This is a genomic window from Cronobacter condimenti 1330, from assembly GCF_001277255.1.
Lineage (GTDB): Bacteria > Pseudomonadota > Gammaproteobacteria > Enterobacterales > Enterobacteriaceae > Cronobacter > Cronobacter condimenti.
Map to the genome: position 1 here is coordinate 658,744 of NZ_CP012264.1, position 25,597 is coordinate 684,340.

At 54.2% G+C, this 25,597-nt stretch carries 21 protein-coding genes; 18 read left to right on the plus strand and 3 right to left on the minus strand.

The window, feature by feature from the left end:
* Nucleotides 1-17: 17 nt before the first annotated feature.
* From prfC to deoD, 10 genes are all read left to right on the plus strand, one after another.
* Entirely contained in the window at nt 18-1,607 is a 1,590-nt protein-coding gene (gene prfC / locus AFK62_RS03090) for a peptide chain release factor 3 (protein WP_032984350.1), read from the plus strand.
* Nucleotides 1,608-2,018: 411 nt separating this feature from the next.
* Nucleotides 2,019-2,633, plus strand: coding sequence for a molecular chaperone OsmY (osmY, locus tag AFK62_RS03095; protein WP_007671040.1), 615 nt, complete (start codon nt 2,019-2,021; stop codon nt 2,631-2,633).
* A 126-nt stretch (nt 2,634-2,759) separates the two neighbouring features.
* On the plus strand, nt 2,760-2,921 hold the full coding sequence (locus AFK62_RS20795) for a DUF1328 domain-containing protein (RefSeq protein WP_002437547.1): 162 nt from the start codon (nt 2,760-2,762) through the stop codon (nt 2,919-2,921).
* Nucleotides 2,922-3,037: 116 nt separating this feature from the next.
* Nucleotides 3,038-4,168 (plus strand): patatin-like phospholipase family protein, encoded by a 1,131-nt coding sequence (locus AFK62_RS03100; protein WP_032984339.1) that lies wholly within the window; start codon nt 3,038-3,040, stop codon nt 4,166-4,168.
* Nucleotides 4,165-4,950 (plus strand): metal-dependent hydrolase, encoded by a 786-nt coding sequence (locus tag AFK62_RS03105; RefSeq protein ID WP_007671036.1) that lies wholly within the window; start codon nt 4,165-4,167, stop codon nt 4,948-4,950. Before AFK62_RS03100 ends, AFK62_RS03105 begins: the two co-directional genes overlap by 4 nt.
* 124 nt (nt 4,951-5,074) lie before the next feature.
* The gene (locus AFK62_RS03110; protein WP_007671035.1) at nt 5,075-6,352 is read left to right on the plus strand and encodes a NupC/NupG family nucleoside CNT transporter; all 1,278 of its coding nucleotides are present in this window, start codon (nt 5,075-5,077) and stop codon (nt 6,350-6,352) included.
* Between the two features lie 337 nt (nt 6,353-6,689).
* Entirely contained in the window at nt 6,690-7,469 is a 780-nt protein-coding gene (gene deoC, locus AFK62_RS03115) for a deoxyribose-phosphate aldolase (protein ID WP_007671034.1), read from the plus strand.
* A 100-nt stretch (nt 7,470-7,569) separates the two neighbouring features.
* Nucleotides 7,570-8,892 carry a thymidine phosphorylase gene (gene deoA, locus AFK62_RS03120; RefSeq protein WP_007671033.1) on the plus strand — a complete coding sequence of 441 codons (1,323 nt, stop codon included), beginning with the start codon at nt 7,570-7,572 and terminating at the stop codon, nt 8,890-8,892.
* 52 nt (nt 8,893-8,944) lie between these two features.
* A complete protein-coding gene (deoB, locus tag AFK62_RS03125) occupies nt 8,945-10,168 on the plus strand; it encodes a phosphopentomutase (RefSeq protein ID WP_007671030.1) in 1,224 nt (407 codons plus the stop codon).
* Between the two features lie 106 nt (nt 10,169-10,274).
* Complete coding sequence (gene deoD, locus AFK62_RS03130) at nt 10,275-10,994, plus strand: purine-nucleoside phosphorylase (RefSeq protein WP_007671027.1); 720 nt, start codon at nt 10,275-10,277, stop codon at nt 10,992-10,994.
* 112 nt (nt 10,995-11,106) lie between these two features.
* On the opposite strand, the gene lplA is transcribed toward deoD, so the two are convergent.
* Together lplA and AFK62_RS22055 are read right to left on the minus strand one after the other, a co-directional pair.
* Complete coding sequence (gene lplA / locus AFK62_RS22050; RefSeq protein ID WP_007671024.1) at nt 11,107-12,123, minus strand: lipoate--protein ligase LplA; 1,017 nt, start codon at nt 12,121-12,123, stop codon at nt 11,107-11,109.
* A 48-nt stretch (nt 12,124-12,171) separates the two neighbouring features.
* Complete coding sequence (locus AFK62_RS22055) at nt 12,172-12,834, minus strand: YtjB family periplasmic protein (RefSeq protein WP_053531707.1); 663 nt, start codon at nt 12,832-12,834, stop codon at nt 12,172-12,174.
* A gap of 106 nt (nt 12,835-12,940) precedes the next feature.
* Here AFK62_RS22055 and serB point away from each other — a divergent pair, with 106 nt between their 5' ends.
* The 3 genes from serB (at nt 12,941) to nadR (ending at nt 16,709) form a co-directional block, all read left to right on the plus strand.
* Nucleotides 12,941-13,912 (plus strand): phosphoserine phosphatase, encoded by a 972-nt coding sequence (serB, locus tag AFK62_RS03145; RefSeq protein ID WP_032984338.1) that lies wholly within the window; start codon nt 12,941-12,943, stop codon nt 13,910-13,912.
* A gap of 11 nt (nt 13,913-13,923) precedes the next feature.
* The gene (radA, locus tag AFK62_RS03150) at nt 13,924-15,306 is read left to right on the plus strand and encodes a DNA repair protein RadA (protein ID WP_007671010.1); all 1,383 of its coding nucleotides are present in this window, start codon (nt 13,924-13,926) and stop codon (nt 15,304-15,306) included.
* A gap of 170 nt (nt 15,307-15,476) precedes the next feature.
* Entirely contained in the window at nt 15,477-16,709 is a 1,233-nt protein-coding gene (nadR, locus tag AFK62_RS03155) for a multifunctional transcriptional regulator/nicotinamide-nucleotide adenylyltransferase/ribosylnicotinamide kinase NadR (protein ID WP_032984337.1), read from the plus strand.
* A 138-nt stretch (nt 16,710-16,847) separates the two neighbouring features.
* Here the strand turns inward: nadR and AFK62_RS03160 are convergent, their stop codons facing one another.
* Nucleotides 16,848-17,849 (minus strand): zinc-binding alcohol dehydrogenase family protein, encoded by a 1,002-nt coding sequence (locus AFK62_RS03160; RefSeq protein WP_007671006.1) that lies wholly within the window; start codon nt 17,847-17,849, stop codon nt 16,848-16,850.
* A gap of 120 nt (nt 17,850-17,969) precedes the next feature.
* Between AFK62_RS03160 and AFK62_RS03165 the strand changes: the two genes are divergently transcribed.
* From AFK62_RS03165 to AFK62_RS03185, 5 genes are all read left to right on the plus strand, one after another.
* A complete protein-coding gene (locus AFK62_RS03165; RefSeq protein WP_007671003.1) occupies nt 17,970-18,872 on the plus strand; it encodes a LysR family transcriptional regulator in 903 nt (300 codons plus the stop codon).
* Between the two features lie 348 nt (nt 18,873-19,220).
* Nucleotides 19,221-19,997 carry an ABC transporter permease gene (locus AFK62_RS03170; RefSeq protein ID WP_053531708.1) on the plus strand — a complete coding sequence of 259 codons (777 nt, stop codon included), beginning with the start codon at nt 19,221-19,223 and terminating at the stop codon, nt 19,995-19,997.
* Nucleotides 19,994-20,659 (plus strand): ABC transporter ATP-binding protein, encoded by a 666-nt coding sequence (locus AFK62_RS03175; protein WP_007670997.1) that lies wholly within the window; start codon nt 19,994-19,996, stop codon nt 20,657-20,659. Before AFK62_RS03170 ends, AFK62_RS03175 begins: the two co-directional genes overlap by 4 nt.
* A 2-nt stretch (nt 20,660-20,661) precedes the next feature.
* Entirely contained in the window at nt 20,662-21,774 is a 1,113-nt protein-coding gene (locus AFK62_RS03180) for a stealth family protein (RefSeq protein WP_007670994.1), read from the plus strand.
* A complete protein-coding gene (locus AFK62_RS03185; protein WP_321029372.1) occupies nt 21,752-25,555 on the plus strand; it encodes a CDP-glycerol glycerophosphotransferase family protein in 3,804 nt (1,267 codons plus the stop codon). The genes AFK62_RS03180 and AFK62_RS03185 overlap by 23 nt, the downstream gene beginning before the upstream one ends.
* Nucleotides 25,556-25,597 lie beyond the last annotated feature (42 nt).

The window sequence follows — 25,597 nt, forward strand, 5'->3', positions numbered from 1 at the left end:
ACACAGAAGAATTGATTATGACGTTGTCTCCTTATTTGCAAGAGGTGGCCAAGCGCCGCACTTTCGCGATTATCTCGCACCCGGACGCCGGTAAAACGACGATCACTGAAAAAGTCCTGCTGTTCGGACAGGCGATTCAGGTTGCCGGTACGGTAAAAGGCCGTGGTTCCAGCCAGCACGCTAAATCGGACTGGATGGAAATGGAAAAGCAGCGCGGGATTTCTATTACTACCTCCGTGATGCAGTTCCCTTACCATGATTGTCTTGTGAACCTGCTGGACACCCCAGGGCACGAAGACTTCTCGGAAGATACCTATCGCACGCTGACGGCAGTGGACTGCTGTCTGATGGTTATCGACGCCGCGAAAGGCGTTGAGGATCGTACCCGCAAGCTGATGGAAGTCACCCGTCTGCGCGATACGCCGATCCTGACCTTTATGAACAAACTCGACCGTGACATCCGCGATCCGATGGAGTTGCTGGATGAAGTGGAAAGCGAGCTGAAAATCGCCTGTGCGCCCATCACCTGGCCTATTGGCTGCGGCAAGCTGTTTAAAGGCGTTTACCACCTTTATAACGACGAAACCTACCTTTACCAGACGGGTCAGGGCCACACCATTCAGGAAGTGCGCATCGTCAAAGGGCTGGACAACCCGGCGCTGGACGAAGCCGTCGGCGACGAACTCGCCGCGCAGCTGCGCGATGAACTGGAGCTGGTGAAAGGCGCGTCGCATGAATTCGACAAAGAACTGTTCCTGAGCGGTGAAATTACGCCGGTCTTCTTTGGGACCGCGCTCGGTAACTTTGGCGTTGATCATATGCTTGATGGCCTGGTGGAGTGGGCGCCTGCGCCGATGCCGCGTCAAACCGATGGCCGTGTGGTAGAGGCGAGTGAAGAGAAATTCTCCGGCTTCGTGTTTAAGATCCAGGCCAACATGGACCCGAAACACCGTGACCGCGTGGCGTTTATGCGCGTGGTGTCCGGTCGATATGAAAAGGGCATGAAGCTGCGCCAGGTGCGTACCGGTAAAGATGTGGTTATCTCTGACGCGCTGACTTTCATGGCGGGCGACCGTTCGCACGTGGAAGAAGCATATCCGGGCGACATCATCGGTCTGCACAACCACGGCACCATTCAGATTGGCGACACCTTTACGCAGGGTGAGTCCATGAAGTTCACCGGTATCCCGAACTTCGCGCCGGAACTCTTCCGCCGCATCCGCCTCAAAGATCCGCTCAAGCAAAAGCAGCTCCTCAAAGGGCTGGTGCAGCTGTCGGAAGAAGGTGCCGTGCAGGTGTTCCGCCCGATTTCCAACAATGATCTGATTGTGGGCGCGGTCGGTGTGCTGCAGTTTGATGTGGTCATGTCGCGTCTTAAAAGCGAGTACAGCGTTGAGGCGATTTACGAATCGGTGAACGTCGCGACGGCTCGCTGGGTCGACTGCGATGACGCGAAGAAATTCGAAGAGTTTAAGCGTAAGAATGAGATCCAGCTGGCGCTGGATGGCGGCGATAACCTGACCTACATCGCGCCGACTATGGTCAATCTCAACCTGACGCAGGAACGTTACCCCGACGTGACCTTCCGTAAAACACGCGAGCATTGATCCCCTTCAGGACGCGGTAAAGCCGCGTCCTGCCTCGCTTTCCCGCCTTTTTTCCGCGATGCGGAATGTTCTTAAATTCCTGCTTTCTCTGCTGTTTTGGCGATTTTTCCCGCCCTCGGGCAGGCGTTTTTGCGAACCTGATCTATATTTAACAATGTGATGAGACAGATGCCGGGATGAAATGCCGCTAAGTGCTTTCACGCCGGTGATTAATCATCATAAACGTTATTATTGCCATATTAATAACTGAGTTTTCGCAGTGCGACGGCTGACTGTCTGATTAACCCTCTGACAATGCCTTGCCGACGCGATGTGAATAACTCACCAGCGGCGCTAATGCCTGCTGTTAGGAAAAGTCGCAGACATGGCGGCTTGAAGCTCAAATTCTGAGCAAACCACAGGAATGAATCGATGAACAAGACTAAGATTTCAAAAACTCTGCTGGCTGTTGTGTTGGGTTCTGTCATGGCGTCCTCTTCTGCGTTCGCAGAAAACTCCGCCACTGAGAGCACCAAATCCACCGCGGATAGCGCAGGGCAAAAAATCGATAGCTCTATGAATAAAGTCGGTAACTTCATGGACGATAGCGCCATCACCGCGAAAGTTAAAGCTGCGCTGGTAGATGACGAACAAATTAAGAGCACCGACATCTCTGTGAAAACCGAGAAGAGCGTCGTGACGCTGAGCGGTTTTGTAGAAAGCCAGGCTCAGGCCGAGGAAGCGGTGAAAATCGCCAAAGGCGTGGAAGGCGTGGCGTCCGTTAGCGACAAATTGCATGTCCGCGACGGCAAAAATGAATCGGTGAAAGGTTATGCAGGCGACGCGGCCACCACCAGCGAAATCAAAGCGAAATTGCTGGCAGATGACATCGTGCCTTCGCGTAACGTGAAAGTCGAAACCACCGACGGTGTGGTGCAGCTTTCCGGTACCGTCGAGTCTGAAAAACAGTCTCAGCGTGCCGAAAGCATCGCGAAAGCGATTGATGGCGTGAAAAGCGTCAAAAACGATTTAAAAGTGAAGTCGTAAACAGGCAAACCACTCTCCCGGTTACGACCGGGAGGGGGTAAGCAACATCAGCTGGATGACACCGCCAGTGGACGCTGCGTTCATTAAGAAGCGGTATAAAGATTAACTATGGTAAAGGAGAGTCGTATGTTTCGTTGGGGCATTATCTTTCTGGTTATCGCGTTGATTGCAGCCGCTCTGGGCTTTGGTGGCCTTGCCGGTACTGCAGCAGGCGCAGCGAAAATCGTATTTGTTGTGGGTATTATTCTGTTCCTGGTTAGCCTTTTTATGGGCCGTCGACGCCCGTAGTGTGATAAAAAGATAACTGACAGACGGCAAAGCCAGTCCTTGTGACTGGCTTTGCTGATTTATGGCATCCGAAAAACGCTCGCGCGTTGCGCGACGGTCACAAACAGGAAAGCAGGGTGGGACAACGAATTCCCGTAACGCCAGGCAATATAGCGCCTCTGGCGGTGAAACCGTTTCGTCCCGGTAAGCTGGCTATCGTCTGCGAAGGGGGCGGTCAGCGCGGGATCTTTACAGCCGGCGTGCTGGATGAATTCATGCGCGCGCAATTCAACCCGTTCGATTTTTTTCTCGGCACGTCTGCCGGTGCACAAAACCTCTCGGCCTATGTCTGTAACCAGCCAGGCTATGCCCGGCGTGTCATCACCCGCTTTACCACGTCACGCGATTTCTTTGACCCGGTGCGCTTTGTGCGCGGCGGCAACCTTATCGACCTCGACTGGCTGACCGAAGCGACATCTGCGCGCATGCCGCTTGAGACAGGCAACGCGCTGCGGCTTTTCGACGCGGGCAAAGCGTTTTACATGTGCGCGTGCCGTCGCGACGATTACTCGCCCGCCTATTTCGCGCCGCAGGAAAAAGACTGGCTCGATATTATTCGCGCCTCCAGCGCTATTCCCGGCTTCTACCGCCCCGGCGTGGATCTGAACGGCGTAAACTATTTCGATGGCGGCGTCAGCGATGCCATCCCTGTGCAGGAGGCCGCGCGACTTGGCGCCACGACGCTTGTGGTTATCCGTACCGTACCTTCGCAGATGTACTACACGCCGCAATGGTTCAAGCGCATGGAGCGCTGGCTCACCGACAGCAGTCTTCAGCCGCTGCTGAATCTGGTGCAGCACCATGAAACTACTTACCGTGCGATTCAGGAATTTATTGAGAACCCACCCGGTAAGCTGCGCATTTTCGAGATCTCTCCGCCTCGCGCATTGACCAGCATGGCACTTGGCAGCCGTCATCCGGCATTAATGCAGGATTACAGGCTGGGCCGCCTGTGTGGACGCTATTTCCTGGCAACTGTCGGCAAACTGCTGGTAAACATGCCGCCATTGCGCCGCTACCGCACGCCGCTGGTGGTGCCTGTCGCTACGCCGGCAGTGCCCGCACCTGCTGAAATTCTGATGCCTGCGGTGCCAGAGGCAACGAGGGTCGTGCCGCCTGCGTCTGTCGCCAACGACGCGCTGGACGCCCCGCTGGTCAAAACCGAGCAGGCGAACGACGCAACGTTTAACGATGAGGATCTGGCATGACGCGACGCTTTATCGACACGCACTGCCATTTTGATTTCCCGCCGTTTACCGGTGATGAAGCGGCAAGCCTGACGCTTGCTGCCGGGGCGGGGGTCGAACATATTATTGTGCCCGCCGTAGAGGCTGCGCGCTTTGCGACGGTATTGGATCTGGCGCAGCGCTACCCGGCGCTATGGGCGGCTATTGGCCTGCATCCTGTCTTTATCAGCAACCATAATGACGCGAGCCTGGCGTTGCTTGAGCATCACCTGCAACAGCAGGCGGATAAACTGGTGGCGATAGGCGAGATTGGGCTTGATCTCTATATGGAAAATCCACTGTTCGAGCGACAGGAAGCGCTCCTCAACGCCCAGTTGCGGCTCGCGAAACGCTATGAACTGCCGGTTATCCTGCATTCGCGCCGTACCCACGATAAACTCGCGATGCTCCTCAAACGCCATGCGCTGCCGTGTACCGGCGTAGTACATGGTTTCGCGGGGAGTCTGCAACAGGCGCAACGTTTTATCGATCTGGGTTACTGCATTGGCGTTGGCGGCACCATTACCTATCCACGTGCGCAGAAAACGCGCGACGTCATTGCGAAACTGCCGCTTTCTTCGCTGCTTCTGGAAACTGATGCGCCAGATATGCCGTTAAACGGCTGGCAGGGGCAACCGAACCGCCCGGAGCGCGTAAATGGCATTTTTGACGTGCTTTGTGAACTGCGCCCTGAGCCGCCAGACGTTATCGTAAATACAGTCCTTGAGAACACCCGCACGCGCTTTCCACGCCTTAAAATGTGACCTACTGACCACGGTTGCTTAAAAAAGCGTAAAACGTCTGGATTTACGCTAATTTCCTGTCGTTAAATCGCCCCGCCTGCGCGCGCGGGATAATCATAATTCACAAATAACACAGGGATACTGTATGCAAATACTAATGGGGCTGGTGGGTATGCTGGCGCTACTGCTCATTGCGGTGGCGCTCTCCAGTAACAGAAAAGCCATTAACCTGCGAACCGTTATCGGCGCCTGGATAATTCAGGTGGCTATCGGAGCGTTGGTACTTTATGTACCGGCGGGTCGCAAGGTGCTGCTGGCGATGTCTCAGGGGGTCGCGAACGTTATTGCTTACGGCAACGACGGCATCTCGTTTCTTTTCGGCGGCCTGGTGTCGGACAAAATGTTCGAGGTCTTCGGCGGCGGCGGGTTTATCTTTGCGCTGCGCGTCCTGCCGGTTATCGTCTTTTTCTCCTCGCTGATTGCGGTGCTTTACTACTTAGGCATCATGCAACTGGTTATTCGCCTGCTGGGCGGCGCGCTGCGTAAGGTGTTGAAAACCTCACGTACCGAATCGCTCTCTGCAACGGCGAATATTTTTGTCGGCCAGACCGAAGCGCCGCTGGTGGTGCGTCCCTATATTGCGACCATGACCCGCTCCGAACTCTTCGCCGTCATGTGCGGCGGGCTGGCATCGGTCGCAGGCTCCGTCCTCGCAGGCTATGCGCAGATGGGCGTGCCGCTAGAATATCTTATCGCCGCGTCCTTTATGGCCGCGCCAGGCGGTCTGCTGTTTGCGAAAATCATTATTCCCGAAACCGAACAGCCCAACGACGCGCCGCATCTGGAGCGTGCAGAACACGATCCGGACCGCCCGTCGAACGTGCTGGACGCCGCGGCATCCGGCGCATCCGCAGGGATGCAGCTGGCGCTGAACGTCGGCGCAATGCTGCTGGCATTCGTCGCACTGATTGCATTACTTAACGGTATGCTCTCTGGCATCGGCGGCTGGTTTAACCATTCGGAGCTGTCGCTTCAGCTGATTCTCGGCTGGGTGTTCTCGCCGGTAGCCTGGCTTATCGGCGTGCCGTGGAATGAGTCGATGGTAGCGGGGTCGTTTATTGGTCAGAAACTCATCATCAATGAATTCGTGGCCTACATGAACTTCGGCGAATACCTGAAGGATGACGCGGCCGTCGCAGCGGCAGGGCTTCAGGTGCTTTCGGCACACACCAAGGCGATTATCTCTTTCGCGCTGTGCGGATTTGCTAACCTTTCTTCTATCGCCATCCTGATCGGCGGGCTGGGCAGCATGGCGCCGACTCGTCGTCATGAAGTCGCACAGCTCGGCCTCAAAGCCGTTGCAGCCGGCACGCTCTCGAACCTGATGAGCGCCACCATCGCCGGAGTGTTTCTGGCGCTGTAATCTCATGTGAAAATGTTATTATTTTCACATTTTCTGTGACACTCAGGCTGGCGCACTGCCAGCCTTTTTTCTTTCTGTACCGCAGCACAGGCTGTCATAATGTTGTGTTAATCACATATAATGGCTGAAAGTATGCAACCATTACTTTGTAATTTGTGAAACAAGGCACAAAATCATTCTGCCTGTGAGTGTTAGAATTTTAACATTGATGGCAATGATGTGCGGTGAGACGGATCTCAGCGTGACGGCGGTAAACGCCGCTCTTCTTCATGGAACCACGACCGCTCCAACGTGTTGAGTTTCTCATCCGAGATGCATTTTTTTGTTGGAGAAAGTTATGACTGATTTAACCAAAAGCAGCCTGCGTGCGCTGCAACTGATGGACCTCACCACCCTGAATGATGACGACACTAATGAAAAAGTGATCGCGTTATGTCATCAGGCGAAAACCCCGGCAGGCAACACCGCCGCGGTCTGCATCTACCCACGTTTTATCCCGATTGCCCGTAAGACCCTGAACGCTCAGGGGACGCCGGATATCCGTATCGCGACCGTGACCAACTTCCCGCACGGCAACGATGATATCGACATCGCGCTGGCAGAAACCCGCGCGGCTATCGCTTACGGCGCGGACGAAGTGGACGTGGTCTTTCCGTATCGCGCGCTGATGGCGGGCAACGAGCAGGTCGGTTTTGATCTGGTGAAAGCCTGTAAAGATGCCTGCGCGGCGGCGAACGTGCTGCTGAAAGTCATCATCGAAACCGGCGAGCTGAAAGAAGAGGCGCTGATTCGTAAAGCCTCGGAAATCGCCATTAAAGCGGGTGCCGATTTCATCAAAACCTCTACCGGTAAAGTGCCGGTGAACGCTACGCCGGAAAGCGCGCGCATCATGCTGGAAGTCATCCGCGATATGGGTGTGGCGAAAACCGTGGGCTTCAAACCGGCAGGCGGCGTACGTACCGCAGAAGACGCCGCCAAATACCTGGCCGTAGCGGATGAACTGCTGGGGGCCGACTGGGCCGATTCTCGTCACTACCGCTTTGGCGCCTCAAGCCTTCTGGCAAGCCTCCTTCAGGCACTCGGCCACGGCGACGGCAAGAGCGCCAGCTGCTATTAAATTGCCCTGCGCCTGACCGCGTTTGCTGGTCGGGCTGCCAGGATTTCCGGCGGGTCACTGCGCGACCCGCCCTCATTCACCCTAATCCACGGGGGTTACCGTGTTCCTCGCTCAGGAAATTATTCGTAAAAAACGCGACGGCCACGCGCTCAGCGACGAAGAGATTCGCTTTTTTATTAACGGCATTCGCGACAACACCGTTTCCGAAGGACAGATCGCCGCGCTGGCGATGACGATTTTCTTTCACGATATGACGATGCCCGAGCGAGTCTCGCTGACGATGGCGATGCGCGATTCCGGCACCGTGCTGGACTGGAAAAGCCTGAACCTGAACGGTCCGGTCGTGGATAAACACTCCACGGGCGGCGTAGGCGACGTGACCTCGCTGATGCTCGGCCCGATGGTAGCGGCTTGCGGCGGTTATATTCCGATGATCTCCGGGCGCGGGCTGGGCCACACCGGCGGCACGCTCGATAAACTTGAAGCGATTCCGGGGTTTGATATTTTCCCGGACGACAATCGCTTTCGCGACATTATTAAAAACACAGGCGTCGCTATTATCGGCCAGACCAATTCGCTGGCGCCTGCGGATAAACGTTTTTACGCCACGCGCGATATCACGGCGACGGTTGATTCCATTCCGCTTATCACGGCCTCGATCCTCGCCAAAAAACTGGCGGAAGGGCTGGATGCGCTGGTGATGGACGTGAAGGTAGGCAGCGGGGCGTTTATGCCGACTTACGCGCTTTCTGAAGAACTCGCCCAGGCGATTGTCGGCGTGGCGAACGGGGCGGGCGTGCGCACCACGGCGCTGCTGACCGACATGAATGAAGTGCTGGCCTCCAGCGCCGGCAACGCGGTAGAAGTGCGCGAAGCAGTGCAATTCCTGACGGGCGATTATCGCAACCCGCGTCTGCTGGACGTCACAATGGCGCTCTGCGTCGAGATGCTGCTTTCCGGCGGGCTTGCCAAAGACGACGCCGAAGCGCGCGCTAAACTGCAGGCCGTACTGGATAACGGCAAAGCGGCAGAAGTATTTGGCCGCATGGTGGCAGCGCAAAGCGGCCCGACGGATTTTGTCGAGCATTACGACCGGTATTTGCCTGCCGCGACGCTCAGCAAGGCGGTGTATGCCGACCGCGCCGGTTTTATCACTGAAATGGACACCCGTGCATTGGGTATGGCGGTGGTTTCTATGGGCGGCGGCCGCCGTCAGGCATCCGACACCATCGACTACAGCGTCGGCCTGACCGATATGGCGCGCCTTGGAGAACAGGTCGACGGCGAACGCCCGCTGGCGGTTATCCACGCGAAGAGCGAGGCAAGCTGGCAGGAAGCGGCAGCTGCAGTGAAAGCGGCCATTAAAGTTGACGACACGGCGGCGAAAGCGTCACCGGTTGTCTATCGCAGAATCAGCCAATAAGTGGCATACTGATCTGATCACTTTTTTACAGCGCAAAAGGTACGGAGAAAATATGAAACGTGCATTTATTATGGTGCTGGACTCCTTTGGTATTGGCGCAACGGAAGACGCGGAACGCTTCGGCGACGCGGGTTCTGACACCCTCGGCCACATCGCCGAGGCCTGCGCCAAAGGTGAAGCGGACACTGGCCGTAAAGGCCCTCTGCATCTGCCGAATCTGACGAAGCTGGGCCTTGCGAAGGCGCATGAAGGCGCCACTGGCTTTATTCCTGCCGGGATGGACGGCAATGCGGAAATCACTGGCGCGTACGCCTGGGCGCACGAGCTCTCTTCCGGTAAAGATACGCCGTCAGGCCACTGGGAAATCGCAGGTGTGCCGGTTCTGTTCGACTGGGGCTATTTCACCGACGAGAAAAACAGCTTCCCGCAGGAGCTGCTCGATAAACTGGTGGAACGCGCGAACCTGCCGGGCTATCTCGGTAACTGCCACTCCTCCGGTACGGTCATTCTGGATGAACTGGGCGAAGAGCATATGAAAACCGGCAAGCCGATTTTCTATACCTCTGCGGACTCCGTATTCCAGATAGCCTGCCACGAAGAGACGTTCGGCCTGGACAGACTCTATGAGCTGTGCGAGATCGCGCGTGAAGAGCTGACCGAAGGCGGCTATAACATCGGCCGTGTGATTGCGCGTCCGTTTGTGGGCGACAAAGCGGGCAACTTCCAGCGCACCGGCAACCGTCACGATCTGGCGGTTGAACCGCCGTCACCGGTCGTGCTGAAAAAACTGGTGGACGAGAAGGGCGGTCATGTTGTTTCTGTCGGTAAAATCGCGGACATCTACGCCAACATGGGCATCACCAAAAAAGTGAAAGCCACCGGGCTGGATGCGCTGTTTGATGCCACCATCAAAGAGATGAAAGAAGCAGGCGACAACACGATAGTCTTTACCAATTTCGTCGACTTTGACTCCTCGTGGGGCCATCGCCGCGACGTGGCAGGCTATGCGGGCGGCCTTGAGCTGTTCGACCGCCGCATGCCGGAACTGCTGGAGCTGGTAGGCGAAGATGACATTATTATCTTCACCGCTGACCACGGCTGCGACCCGACCTGGAAAGGCACCGACCACACCCGTGAACACATTCCGGTTCTGGTCTACGGCCCGAAAGTGAAACCGGGCTCGCTTGGCCATCGCGAGACGTTCGCCGATATCGGTCAGACCGTTGCCAAATATTTTGGCCTGTCTGATATGGAATACGGCAAGGCGATGTTCTGATCCCCTTACCGGCTGGCGGCGGCGTTTTATCGGCCTGTAATACCGCAGGCCGGTAAGGTTCGCGCCACCGGGCAAAATAACAAATTAAAATTAAAAGGAACTGAAAATGGCAACCCCACATATTAACGCCGAGATGGGTGATTTCGCGGACGTCGTGCTGATGCCGGGCGACCCGCTGCGTGCGAAGCATATTGCAGAAACTTTCCTGGAAGACGTGCGCGAAGTAAACAACGTGCGCGGCATGCTGGGTTTCACCGGTACCTATAAAGGCCGTAAAATTTCCGTGATGGGCCACGGCATGGGTATCCCGTCCTGCTCCATCTACACCAAAGAGCTGATCACCGATTTTGGCGTGAAAAAAATCATCCGCGTGGGCTCCTGCGGCGCGGTACGTGCGGACGTTAAGCTTCGCGACGTGGTGATTGGTATGGGCGCGTGCACAGACTCTAAAGTGAACCGTCTGCGCTTTAAAGATCACGATTTCGCGGCTATCGCAGATTTCGACATGGTGCGTAACGCGGTTGACGCCGCCAAAGCGCTGGGCGTTGAAGCACGCGTCGGCAACATTTTCTCCGCTGATCTGTTCTACACGCCGGACCCGTCTATGTTTGACGTGATGGAAAAATACGGCATCCTGGGCGTAGAGATGGAAGCGGCAGGGATCTACGGCGTGGCAGCAGAGTTTGGCGCAAAAGCGCTGACCATCTGCACCGTGTCTGACCATATCCGCACCCACGAGCAGACCACGGCGGCAGAGCGCCAGACCACGTTTAACGACATGATCAAGATTGCCCTGGAATCCGTATTGCTGGGCGATAAAGCGTAAGTTTCTCGCTAAGATAAAGTGGAAAGAAAAGGGCGCTGCGGCGCCCTTTTTTATTGGCTTGAGACAGGATCCTCTCTCTTTCAGGGTGAGGGCAGGGGTGAGGATTCAATACTTACCGCACCGCCTGTGACATCCACTCGCCCACGTCATGAAGCTCTGCCTCATGCGCCGGAAAATCCACCACCAGCGCCTCGCAGGTTTGCTTCAGCACATCGGCCTGATAGACACACCCCTGCAACCGGCTCGCCAGCGCCTCCAGCGGGGCGGGGTTGAGGCTATCGGTAAAAAGCTGCGTACGGGTGATATGCCCTTTTTCCACGTCGAAATGCAGCTCCACGCCCCCCCAGACAAAACGCTCGTCCAGCTGGTGCGTAAACGCAGGTGCCTGACCGAAATTCCACGCCCAGCTACTCTGGCGGGCAAAGGTCTCGGCAAAGCCTGGCAAATCCGGGAAGGCATCCGGCGATATCACCTCGGCAGACACACGCTCACCGTAATAAGCAAAAAACGCCTCCATGACCGCCTCGCATACCTGCGCGTGCGTAATGCCCGGCTTCAAATCATTAAGATTGGCGACGCGTCCGCGCACGGAAGTGATCCCCTTCGCCTGAAGCTTTTTCTTATCCGGATTCAGGTAATTCGCAAGACGGCTTAAATCGGCGTTCAGCAACAGCGTTCCGTGGTGAAAGCCGCGATCCACGGTCTCGCGGTACGCCGAGCCGGAGATTTTGCGCGGCCCTTCGGCGGTCTCCGCCACCAGATCGTTACGCCCGGAGGCCGACGCCGGAATACCAAGTTGCGCCAGCGCGTTAATCACAATCGTTGTGGAAACGCTTTTATCGTATTCCGGTTTGCCAGCCATAAAGGTAAAGCAGGTATTGCCGAGATCGTGGAAAACCGCGCCGCCGCCGCTGCTACGCCGCGCGAGACGGACGTTATCTTCCTCCATCCGGCGTGTATTGCACTCTTTCCATGGATTCTGCGCGCGCCCAATGACGACGGTATCGGCGTTGCGCCAGAGGAACAGTACGCGCTGGGTGGCGGGCATCTGGCGGAAGATGCACTCTTCCACCGCCAGGTTAAACCAGGGATCGTAAGAATCGGAAATGAGCAGGCGTAAAGAGGACACAGGCGTTTTCCCTTAAGCAAGTAAGAACGCCCATTATATCATGAGGCCTCAGGCGCGTTTGTCGTCCGCAGGCGTCTCAGGTTCGCTCTCTTCTTCCGGCACTGATTTGCTGGCGGTCAGCAAAAACGGCGACTGCTGCCAGCGGGTACGTTTACCCTGCAATAGCGTACGCGTCAGGACAATACCGATGGCGAGCGCCAGCAACATCATCAGGCGCAAAATATTGGTGGTGTTGTCCACCTGACGCGCCTCCGTTGGCAGGCTATGCGTATCCAGCGTGAGCCGCAAATAGCCGATAGGGCCGCTTTTATCCTGCACCGGCTGAACGATTTGTTCGTTAAAATAGCTGCCCGCTTTTTTACCGTCGAGCGCGAGCCTGTCACGCACATCGACACTCTCCCCCGCGCGGGCGATAAGGTCGCCCTGCTGGTCATAGACGCTGGCATCCAGAATGCGGCTCTCTTCGGTCAACTGGCGCAAAATGACGCCGACGCGTTTCTCATCCGGATTTTCGCCTTTGATAAGCGGCGCGACGCTGTAGCTCACCTGGCGAGCCAGCGTGCGGGCAAGCTCTTCCATCTGGATATTGCGCGACTGCTGATGGCTTTGGCTAAACCAGGATGCGCCCTGCATCAGTGCCACCAGCAATGCCAGACAGATGAGTACAATCACTGCGCGATGCAGCCGAAATTTGAGTTTTGCCCGGGCCATAAAGTACCTGCTTAAATTTTGAAGCTTAATGTTGCCAGAAGCGCCGCAGACAAGGTAGCCTCATGCGTTGTTTTGTCCCGCCCCGATACTATTTACAGGAGCCTGAATGCCAAACAGTCTTACCTGGTGCGACCTGCCGAACGAGGTTTCTCTCTGGCCAGGATTGCCCCTTTCTTTAAGCGGTGATGAAGTGATGCCGCTGGATTATCACGCTGGCCAAAGCGGCTGGCTCCTGTACGGACGGGGTTTAAATAAGCAAAATCTGACCCAATATCAGCATAAGCTCGGCGCGGCGATGGTTATCGTTAACGCGTGGTGTGTGGAAGATTATCAGGTGATCCGTCTGGCCGGGTCGCTGACGCCGCGCGCGACGCGTCTGGCGCATGACTCCGGCCTTGATGTCGCGCCGCTTGGCAAAATCCCGCATCTGAAAACGCCCGGCCTGCTGGTGATGGACATGGATTCCACCGCTATCCAGATTGAATGTATCGATGAAATTGCAAAGCTTGCCGGAACCGGCGACGAAGTGGCTGAGGTCACCGAGCGCGCCATGCGCGGCGAGCTGGATTTCACGGCGAGCCTGAAAGCGCGCGTTGGCACGCTAAAAGGCGCAGACGCCGATATTCTGCGCCAGGTACGCGACGTGCTGCCGCTGATGCCGGGCCTGACCTCGCTGGTGCTGAAACTGCACGCGTTGGGCTGGAAAGTGGCGATTGCCTCCGGCGGCTTTACGTTCTTCGCGCAATATTTGCAGGAGAAACTGCATCTGGATGACGTGGTCGCAAACGCGCTGACGGTAGAAGACGGCAAGCTCACCGGTGAGGTGAACGGGCAAATCGTCGACGCCCAGTTCAAGGCGCAGACTCTGCAACGGCTCGCGGAAAAATATGCGATTCCGACGGGCCAGACTGTGGCGATTGGCGATGGCGCGAACGACCTGCCGATGATCCAGACGGCGGGGCTTGGCATTGCTTACCACGCCAAACCGAAAGTTAATGAAAAGACGGAAATCACTATCCGTCACGCTGACCTGATGGGGGTTTTCTGTATCCTTTCCGGCAGCCTGAACCAGAAATAAAGAGGTAAAAGGTGGCGAAAGCTCCAAAACGCGCATTTGTCTGTAACGAGTGTGGTGCGGATTATCCGCGCTGGCAGGGGCAGTGCAGCGCCTGTCATGCCTGGAATACCATCACGGAAGTGCGTCTCGCCGCCTCGCCGCAAGCGGCGCGCAATGAACGTCTCTCCGGCTATGCGGGCAACGCGGGCGTAGCCAAAGTGCAGAAGCTCTCCGAGATAAGCCTGGAAGAACTGCCGCGCTTCTCCACCGGCTTTAAAGAGTTCGACCGCGTACTGGGCGGCGGCGTGGTGCCGGGCAGCGCGATTCTGATTGGCGGTAGCCCCGGCGCCGGGAAATCAACGCTGTTGCTGCAAACGCTTTGTAAGCTCGCGCAGCAGATGAAAACGCTCTATGTCACCGGTGAAGAGTCGCTGCAACAGGTGGCGATGCGCGCGCACCGTCTGGGCCTGCCGACCACGAATCTCAACATGCTTTCCGAAACCAGCATCGAGCAGATTTGCCTTATTGCGGAAGAAGAACAGCCGAAGCTGATGGTCATCGACTCCATTCAGGTGATGCATATGGCGGACGTGCAGTCGTCGCCAGGCAGCGTCGCCCAGGTGCGTGAAACCGCCGCCTATTTGACGCGCTTTGCGAAAACCCGCGGCGTGGCGATTGTCATGGTCGGTCACGTTACAAAAGATGGGTCGCTCGCAGGCCCGAAAGTGCTGGAGCACTGTATCGACTGCTCCGTGCTGCTGGATGGCGACGCCGACTCGCGTTTTCGCACGCTGCGCAGCCACAAGAACCGCTTCGGCGCGGTCAATGAGCTTGGCGTCTTCGCGATGACAGAGCAGGGGCTGCGTGAAGTCAGCAACCCGTCCGCTATTTTCTTAAGCCGCGGCGATGAAGTGACCTCCGGCAGCTCGGTGATGGTGGTCTGGGAAGGCACGCGCCCGCTTCTGGTGGAAATCCAGGCGCTGGTGGATCAGTCGATGATGGCAAACCCCAGACGTGTGGCGGTGGGCCTTGAGCAAAACCGGCTGGCGATTCTGCTTGCCGTGCTGCATCGCCACGGCGGCTTGCAGATGGCGGATCAGGATGTGTTTGTTAACGTCGTGGGCGGCGTGAAGGTCACTGAAACCAGCGCAGACCTGGCGCTGCTGCTGGCGATGGTGTCAAGCCTGCGCGATCGTCCGCTGCCACAGGATCTGGTAGTGTTTGGCGAAGTGGGCCTGGCCGGTGAAATCCGCCCAGTGCCAAGCGGGCAGGAACGTATCTCTGAGGCCGCGAAACACGGTTTTCGTCGCGCTATCGTCCCGGCGGCTAACGTGCCGAAAAAGGTGCCGGAAGGCATGCAGATTTTCGGTGTGAAAAAGCTCGCGGATGCGCTATCTGTCTTTGACGACTTATAATTTTACCCGTCATACTCAACCTGCATCTTTGTTGGCTGCCTTCATTCACCCCGGTCGTTTACAAGATAAGCGCCTGGGGTTCATTTCGTTGCCGCGTCGATGCAAATTGAATTCTTCAGGGTGAAAAACCTTTTTATATAACCCCGTCATGCTTTTGCAGGAGGCAGCGCATTTTGTCATTCGACTATCTCAAAACCGCTATTCGCCAGAAGGGTTGCACGTTACAGCAGGTGGCAGATGCCAGCGGCATGACCAAGGGCTATTTAAGCCAGCTGCTTAACGCCAAAATCAAAAGCCCCAGCGCGCAAAAACTCGAAGCCCTGCACCGGTTTCTCGGCCTGGAGTTCCCGCGCCGGCAGAAGCGCGTGGGCGTGGTGTTCGGCAAATTTTACCCGCTGCATACCGGCCATATTTATCTGATCCAGCGCGCCTGTAGCCAGGTTGATGAGCTGCATATCATCATGGGTTATGACGAAAAACGCGACCGTACGCTGTTTGAAGAGAGCGCGATGTCGCAGCAGCCGACCATCAGCGACCGTTTGCGCTGGCTGCTGCAAACGTTCAAATACCAGAAGAACATCCGTATTCACGCGTTCAATGAAGAGGGCATGGAGCCGTATCCGCACGGCTGGGATGTCTGGAGCGAAGGGATCAACGCGTTTATGGAGGAGAAGGGCATAGCGCCTGATTCTATCTATACCTCCGAGGAGTCCGACGCGCCGCAGTACCGCGAACATCTGGGTATTGAGACCGTCATTATCGATCCCAAACGCACCTTTATGAACATCAGCGGCGCGCAGATCCGCGCAAACCCGTTCCGCTACTGGGAGTATATCCCCACCGAAGTGAAGCCGTTTTTTGTGCGTACCGTGGCTATCCTTGGCGGGGAGTCGAGCGGTAAATCGATGCTGGTGAATAAGCTCGCCAATATCTTCAATACGACCAGCGCCTGGGAATATGGCCGCGACTATGTGTTCTCGCATTTAGGCGGAGACGAGATGGCGCTGCAATATTCCGATTACGATAAAATCGCGCTCGGCCACGCCCAGTACATTGATTTCGCAGTGAAATATGCAAATAAAGTGGCATTTATCGACACGGATTTCGTGACCACTCAGGCGTTTTGCAAAAAGTATGAAGGGCGCGAACACCCCTTTGTGCAGGCGCTGGTGGATGAATATCGCTTCGATCTGGTGATTTTGCTGGAAAACAATACGCCGTGGGTGGCGGACGGGCTCAGAAGTCTCGGCAGCTCCGTGGATCGTAAAGCGTTTCAGTCGCTGCTGGTGTCGATGCTTGAAGAGAACCATATCGACTATGTGCATGTTGAGGAGCCGGATTACGACACCCGTTTCCTGCGCTGCGTGGATTTGGTGAAACAGCTCATGGGCGAGCAGGCGTAGCCGCCGCTTGTGTGTCAACGGTGGGTGCGCCGCGCTTACCGTTACGATGAAATATCGCCCATAAGTGGCACCGCCATTACACACCCGCGCCGCTGTACCCCCTCTTCCTTCGGGCCGAGGGGGTATCGTCTGGGGTGATTAAAACTCTACCACCACTTTGCCGCGCATGTGGCCTTCCAGCACCTTGCGATGCGCGTTTGTCATACTCTCAACGCTTAAGCCGTGGAAAGTCTCACTCAATGCGCTTTCCACCTCGCCTGCGTCCACCAGTTTTGCCACTTCATTCAAAATCTCGCCCTGGCGCGCCATATCGGCGGTCTGGTACATACTGCGGGTGTACATAAATTCCCAGTGCAGGGCGGCGGATTTCGATTTCAGCGCGTCCTGATCCAGCGGGTGCGCATTTTCTACAATGCTGCAAATATGTCCCTGCGGCGCAATAAGCTGGCTCACCGCTGCCCAGTGGCCGTCGGTATCATTGAGAATGAAAATATAATCCACAAACTTGATACCCTGTTTCGACAGTTCGCCTGGAAGGTCGTGATAACTCACCACGAGATCCGCGCCGCGATCGCGGCACCACTGCGCGGAATCTTCACGTGAAGCGGTCGCAATAATCTTCGCTTTGCTGTGCAGTCTGGCGAACGGGATTGCGAGCGACCCAACACCACCCGCGCCGCCGATAATCAGCAGCGTTTTATCGTCACCTGCCTCCTGAATATGGAGACGTTCAAACAGTCCTTCCCATGCGGTCAGCGCGGTCAGCGGAATGGCCGCAGCAGCAGCCCAGGAGAGCGTGCGCGGTTTATGCCCAACGATACGGGAGTCAATCAACTGATGGCTGGCGTTGCTGCCCGGACGGGTAATATCACCGGCGTAATACACCTCATCACCAGTCTTAAAACCGTTCACTTTGCTACCGACAGCGGTCACGATGCCGCTGGCGTCCCAGCCCAGCACGCGCGGCGCCGCTAAGCCATTTTGCTTAAGGCTGGCATGTACTTTGGTATCAACCGGATTAACAGAGACCGCTTTTACTTCGACCAGCAGATCGTAATCACCGGGCTGCGGCATCGGCTGCGTAATTTCGATAAAGCTTTCTGGCGAATCGGGGTTAACGGCAATAGCTTTAACAGACATGGTAGATTCCTTTAGACGAGTTCGTTTGGAGAGTCATGCGTTGAATGTAGTCTATGCGCGCCCGCCGGAAGTGATAAGATGGACAATCCAGAACGTTCTGTTCGTGTGAGATGAACAATCATGTTTAAGCAACTGCAGGATATGGCGCTTTTCGCGCTGGTGGCAGAGACCGGCAGCTTCACGGCGGCAGCGCAGAAAGCGGGCCTGCCGAAATCGAGCGTCAGCCAGCGCATCAGCCAGCTTGAGGCGCATATCGGGCTGCGGCTGCTTAATCGCACCACGCGAACGCTGAGCCTGACATTCGCGGGCGAACATTACCTTGTGCACTGCCGCGATATGCTGGAGGCCAGCGAGCGAGCGGAGCTCGCCGTACAGCGTCTGCGCGATAATCCGAGCGGCCGCCTGCGTATCACAAGCCCTGCGGGGATCGGCGCGACGTTGCTGGCGCGCATGAATGCTGAATTTCTCGCAAAATACCCGGATATCACGCTGGAAGTGTTTATCTCGGATGACGTGCGGGATTTGGTTATGGAGGGTTTTGACGTGGCATTGCGTACTGGCAAACCGCAGGATTCCTCACTAATTGGCCGTAAAATTGGCCATTGCCCACGCTATCTGCTCGCCTCACCAGATTATCTGTCACGTTACCCGGCGCTCACACACCCCACACAGCTGGCGGAGCACCGCGTCATTGTCCATCGCGCCTGGACGCAATGGCAGCTTCAGCGCGATCGCGAGCACTATGTGTGCCATCTGAACCCGATACACCAGACGGATAATTTGCTCTATGCCCGTGAAAGCGCGCTGGCCGGAGCGGGGATCACGTTACTGCCCGCTTTTCTGCTGGATGATATGACCCGCCCGGCGGCGCTGGTGAATATCCTGCCTGAATGGACGGTTACCGGAAACGATCTTTATCTTGTTTATCCGGGCCGCAAACTCAACGCGCCTGCGCTGGTCAGCTATATTAATTTTGCACTGGAATACAAAGGTGTTACGCAGTTTTATGATAAAAAAGTTTAACCTGATTATTAAAAGCGTAATTTAATATTTGAGCGGGTAATAAAAGACATTATTAAAAACATACGTTTTACCCCTCCAAAAAAAGAAACCCAACATAAGTTATTTATGTAGATGATAGTTTGTGATAGTTTACCGCCTGAATTATTGTCGCGCCCCTCTGCTGCCGAATTTTCTCAATAATACATTCGGCAAATAATAAATGAGATTTAATTAACGCGGGTTATATTTACGCGGGCAATGCCTCGCGTGTATGCCTGTGTTTTTTGCCGGTAGCCGATGCGCGTGTCTTTGAGGCAATGGGTATATCCCATGGCGGTAGCCTGTTCGCCGCTCTTACTGGAATCTGTTATGAAAAGGCATGGGCTGGATGTCCAGCGCGCCACTGTACTGGCGCTATTTTTACGTGAGATTAAAACTCGGTTCGGGAAATTCCGTTTAGGCTACGGCTGGGCATTGCTTGAGCCTCTGCTACATCTCGCTATTCTGCTTTTCGTGCTCGACTTTGTGATGGAGCGAACGCTACCTGATATTTCGTTCCCGGTTTTTTTATTAAGCGGCATTATTCCTTATTTTATTTTTAGCAATATTACCAGCCGTTCTGTTAATGCCATCGAGGCGAACCAGGGGCTTTTTAATTATCGCCCCGTCCGACCCGTCGATACTATTATTGCCCGCACGCTGCTTGAGGCCAGCATCTACATTGTGGTTTACCTTCTGTTGCTCGTATTTCTGGCGATGATGGGGGAGGAGTTTACTTGTTCTCATCTGTTAACGCTCTTCTGCGTCTGGTTATGTCTGATCATGTGTTCTTTCGGTACCGGGCTTATTTTTATGGCCGCAGGCAATGCCTTCCCCGAGGCTGAAAAGTTTCTGCCACTGCTGACGCGCCCGCTCTATTTCATCTCCTGCGTGATGTATTCCCTGAATGCCATTCCGCAGGAATATCAGCGCTGGGTCGTCTGGAACCCGCTGGTACATATCATAGAGCTGACGCGGCAATCGCTCGCGATCAGCTACGCGAGCGAAGGCGCGAGCCTTACTTATCTCGCGATGAGCACGCTGGTTGTGCTTTTTACTGGCCTTGCGCTTTATCGTCATCAGGAAGAGGCGATGCTCACCTCATGATAACCATCGAAAACCTCACGAAATCCTACCGCACGCCTGCGGGGCGGCACTATGTCTTTAAGGATTTGAACCTGACCTTTCCGGCGGGGCAGAGCGTGGCGCTGATTGGGCGTAACGGCGCGGGCAAATCCACCTTGCTGCGCATGATTGGCGGCACGGATAACCCGGACAGCGGGCGCATTGTCTCTGACGCCACGATCTCCTGGCCCGTCGGCCTGGCGGGCGGTTTTCAGGGCAGCCTGACGGGCCGGGAAAACGTTAAATTCGTCGCGCGGCTTTATGCCTCAAAAGAGGAGCTGCGCCAGAAAGTAGCGTTTGTCGAGGCGTTCGCCGAGCTCGGTAAATACTTTGATATGCCGGTCAAAGCCTACTCGTCCGGCATGAAGGCGCGGCTTGGTTTTGGGCTGAGCATGGCGTTTACATTTGATTATTATCTGGTGGATGAAGTCACCGCCGTAGGCGATGCCAGCTTTCGTAAAAAATGCGAGACGTTGTTTGAAGCGCGTCACCGCGAGTCTTGCTTTTTAATGGTGTCGCATAACCTTAATTCTCTGAAGCAGTACTGTGATGCGGCGGTGTTTATTGGCCGGGAAAATCACGTTCAGTATTACGACGATGTCGATGACGCCATTAATGCCTATAAGGCACAGGAAAATCTGTAATCATGTTATACAGAAAAGCCCGCAAGCTGCTCGCGTCCCCCGGCATGTTCCTGAGAGATTACCTTCTTAAAACGCACCCGCTTATTTTTAATGAAATTCATTGTCCGGTAACGGAGGAAGGCGTGTTGCTTAAGCATGACCTCGCGCTGGAGCGCATGTTTGAGGTTAACTTTCCGGTGGATGTGGTTTTTACCTGGGTTGATAACGGCGATCCGCACTGGGCAAGAAAATTTCAGCAGTACCGGCGCAGTCATCTGCAAACGGGTGGAAATACGGATGCTGACCTTGCCCGTTTTGATAACCATAATGAAATCTATTATTCAGTGTTGAGCGTATTGCGGTTTATGCCCTGGGTGCGCTTTATCTATATTGTCGTCGATGGGCATTCTCTACCCTGGGCCAGGCATATAGAAAAGATTAAGCTTATCTCTCATGCAGAGATTATTCCGCCGCAATATCTGCCTACGTTTAACTCGCACGTCATCGAAGCGCATTTACATCTTATTCCGGGGCTTGCCGAACATTTTATCTATTTTAATGATGATGTGTTTGTGGCGCGCGAGCTGCCGGCAAGTCATTTTTTCAGAAGTAACGGTCTGGCGTCGCTCTTTATCGCCGGTAAGAGCCTGACGGCGATGGCGCAGCGCGGGAGCCCGACACCGGCGCTCGCCGCGTCGTTGAACGCCCGCGCGCTGCTTGCAGACGACACCGGCTTTACACCCGATGCGCCGCTGGCTCACACCTATGTGCCGCTGCGTAAAAGCCTTTTTTCCGAAACCCGACAGCGATACCGCCAGCAAATCGAGGCGTTCCTGCACTGTAAATTCAGAAGCGACAACGATTTGAATCTGCCGACGTTTCTGGTGCCCTGGCTGACCTATATCCGGGGGATGGCCGCGCCGGCAAGGGATATCTGTTATTACTTTAACGTACGCTCGCCCGCCGCCAAAATGCATTATTGCGCGCTGATTGATGGACAACAGAATAATGTCTCGCCGCATTCCTTCTGCGCTAATGATTTTTCTTCACGTAACACAAGTACTCATCACTATCAGCACCAACTGATTGACATGCTGGAAACATATTTTGAAAATGGAACGCACAAAAATGTTTAGTAATAAACTTCGCAAGCTGGTAAGGGACCCCAAACTGTTCTTCAGCGACATGGCTGCCAATCAGGCACGGAAATTAAGTAAGCTGCATCTTAAAAAAGAAAAGGGGCACTACGATTATACGGTGGTGTCGGCAGTGTATAACGTCAGCGCCTTTCTGGATGACTATTTTAAAAGTTTTATCCATCAGCGGTTGAAGTTTAAAAAGCATATCCGGCTGATTCTGGTCGATGATGGTTCGACAGATAATTCTGCTGACATTATTAAAAAGTGGCAAAAGAAATTCCCGAACAATGTTGCGTATATTTATCAGGAAAACGCCGGGCAGTCGGCCGCACGTAACAACGGATTGCAGCATGTGGCTACGGAGTGGGTGACGTTTATCGACCCGGATGACTTCGTTGATGCCGATTATTTTTACAACCTCGACAATTTTCTTTATCAGCACAAGGATAAAGACATAAAAATGGTGGGGTGTAATACTATCATGTTTTATGAATCCAGAAATCAGTATCAGGATGCCCATCCGCTGGCTTTCAAATTCAGAAAAGGTAACCAGCTAGTATCGCTTGATAATATGGAAAAAGAGATCCAGTTATCAGCCAGTACGGCGTTTTTTCGTTCGGACATGATAGCGTTAAAAAATGTGTATTTTGATGCCAGAGTGAAGCCTAATTTCGAGGACGCACATTTCGTTGCCCGTTATTTGCAAGGCGAAAAAATTGGACATGCGGCATTTTTAGCACATTCAAAATATTATTATCGCAAGCGTGAAGATGGCTCGTCTACGCTGGACACCTCCTGGACTAAAAAAGAGCGGTTCACGCATGTTCCTGTGTATGGTTACCTGGACGTCTTAAAATCCTACGCTGAAAAAGAGGGGGTAGTACCAGCAAATATACAACGGACCGTGATCTATGAGATTGTCTGGTATCTGAAATGGTTAACCAATCATGGTGGGCGTAGCGCCTTTTTATCAGTAGATGAAAAGCAAACGTTTATTCATAGGCTTAAAGAGATTTTTGTTTATCTCGATAAAAATACTATTATGAATTTCGAGCTGGCGGGTGCCTGGTTTTTCCATAAAGTGGCGATGTTGTCATTTTTCAAAGATCTCCAGCCCGACGCGCAAATTGTGTATGTGGAAAAATACGATCCGCATAAGCATATGGTACAGCTTCGCTATTTTACCAGCCTTGTCGGCCTAGAGCAGATTACGCTGGATGGCGCTGATGCGATCCCGGCCTATGCCAAAACTATCCGCCATGAATTTATGGATGAAACCTTAATTCTGGAGCGACGGCTGTGGATAGCATTGGGCAACACGCAGAACATAACAGTATCTATATCAGGATTGCCGACGCGTATTTCTCTTGGCGGAAAACAGCATAAAGATGGCCTGAACCCATGCGAAATTGTTAAGTCTTTTTCTTCTATGATGCCTAAGTATGCAAAGAAAAAAGATTACATGGATGCCTGGGTTTTTATAGACCGCGACATGCAGGCTGATGACAATGCCGAACATCTTTATCGCTATGTTCGAAAGAATTATCCAGACAAGAAAATTTTCTTTGCTTTAAAGCGAGAGTCGCATGATTGGGCACGTCTGGAAAAAGAAGGGTTTAACCTGCTTGAATTTGGTTCTACGGAGCATATACTTGCGCTCGGCTCATGCAGTAAAGTGATCAGCTCCCATGCTAATTATTATATTACTAATTTATTGGGACCCAAAATGCTTACAGGGAGGCATTTTGTATTTTTACAGCATGGCGTCACTAAAGACGATTTGTCCGCGTGGTTAAATACAAAAGATGAAATTAACTGTTTTATAACCTCATCTCCAGCGGAGTATCACTCTATTAGCGATGATCTAACAAAATATTTTTACTCTAAAAAAGAGGTATTTCTGACAGGGTTTCCAAGACATGACCGGTTAGTAAACAACAACAGAGAGCCCGAAAAGTTAATCGTTATCATGCCGACGTGGCGCCAGACTATTGTTGGTAAAGTTTTAGGTGATGGTGATGAGCGCGCTATTAACCCGTTGTTTATGGAAAGTGATTTTGCTTTACGTTGGAAAAGCGTTTTGCAATCTCCTCAGCTTGAGAAATATGCGAAACAGTACAATTATCGCGTGGCTTTTTTCCCTCATTTTAACATATTACCCTATCTGAGTCAGTTTGATGTTCCTGAATATATAGAAGTCGTAACCCATGTTACAGGTAGTATTCAGGACATATTTACCCGCGCTGCGTTAATGATTACTGACTATTCTTCCGTTGCGTTTGAAATGGCAGTGCAAAATAAGCAAATCATCTATTACCAGTTTGACGCTAAAGAATTCTTTGCCGGCCATGTGTATTCAAAAGGCTACTTCGACTACCGCGAGCACGGGTTTGGCCCGGTGGTTGAAACGGAAAAAGCGCTGTTTAAAGAGCTGAACACGCTGCTGAAAAATAACGCGGTGCCCTCTGCGAAAATCCTCAAGCGTATCAGTCAGACGTTCCCCTACCGCGACGGGCAGAACTGCGAGCGCACGTATCAGGCGATCGCATCGCTGGATGCGCCTTTACCGGATGGCTTCGCTGATGCGGACATATACCAGCAGTACGCCCGGCAGGCGGCCAGCGCGCGCCGCTGGGCATTGGCCGAGAAACGCTGGCAGTCGTATCTGGCGCTGACGCTTACCCAGGAGGAAGATGCGCAGGGCTGCGCGGGCCTTGCCGAAGCGCTGCGCAAACAGGGTAAAACCGTGGCGGCGCGGCAGGTTATTGATGGCTGGTATGCGCATTATCCGCAGCAAAGCCATTACGCGCTCAGCGTTAGCCGCGCGCTGCTCGAAATGGCCGAGCATCACTGGCAGCAGGCCGCGGTTTACTGGCAGGAGGCGGGCGAGGCCCACGCGGATAACACCCGCTACTGTTACTGCCTTTGCCGCAGCGAGCAGGTTGCCGTCCTGGAGGCCCTGTGCAAAAAAGCGCGCCCCGTGACGGGTTTCCATTACGCCCGGTTCTGTCTGCTGCTGGCGAAGAAAAAATGGGCCGAAGGGATTGCGTATGTCGAGGAGCAGGGCGTGGATGTGATATCGATGGAAAGCCTGGAAAATAAACTTCTGATTACGCTTTCTTACTGCTACCAGCAACTGAATAAGCTCGGTGACGCGCATCAGTGTCTGGTGAAATATGAGAAATATATCGAAAACGATCCGCAGTGCCGGTTGAAAATCGCTCGTCTGGCCTTCCTGCGCCAGAACTGGGAGAAAATCATCACACAGCTCAATAAGGCCTGCGCGGATATCGGTAATCTGCCGGATGAGCACCTCTATTATTACTGCGTGGCGCTGTTGCGCACGGGTAAAAACGCAGAGATATATGCGCTCTTCGCCACTCTGAGTAGCGCGTTGAAAAATGACGTGCGTTTCCTGAAGGTTTACGCACAGGCGTGCCTGGCGCTGAAGAAAACAAACGAAGCGATCGCGCTGCTGGAAGTCCGCGATAACCCGGATGATGAGCTCTGTCTTATCTATGCCCGCGCGTTAAAAGAGGCCGGACGCTTTAGTCAGGCGCTCTCGGTGGTGTGTAACAGAATCAGCCGCTATAACCAGCCGGCGTGGATGCTGCGCTGCGACCTGGCCCAGCTCTGCGAAGACTGGGATGACGCCTATGATTGCTGGCTCAACTTGTTGCGTCATTATCCGCAACAGATGCCTGCCAATGCGGCGGAGAAATTACAAAACCTGCGGCTCCTGCGCGAGTTTTCGGTTAAGTCAGATATTCAACAATAAACGTTAATCATTTAGAACAGGCGCAATAAACCCGCGCCTGTT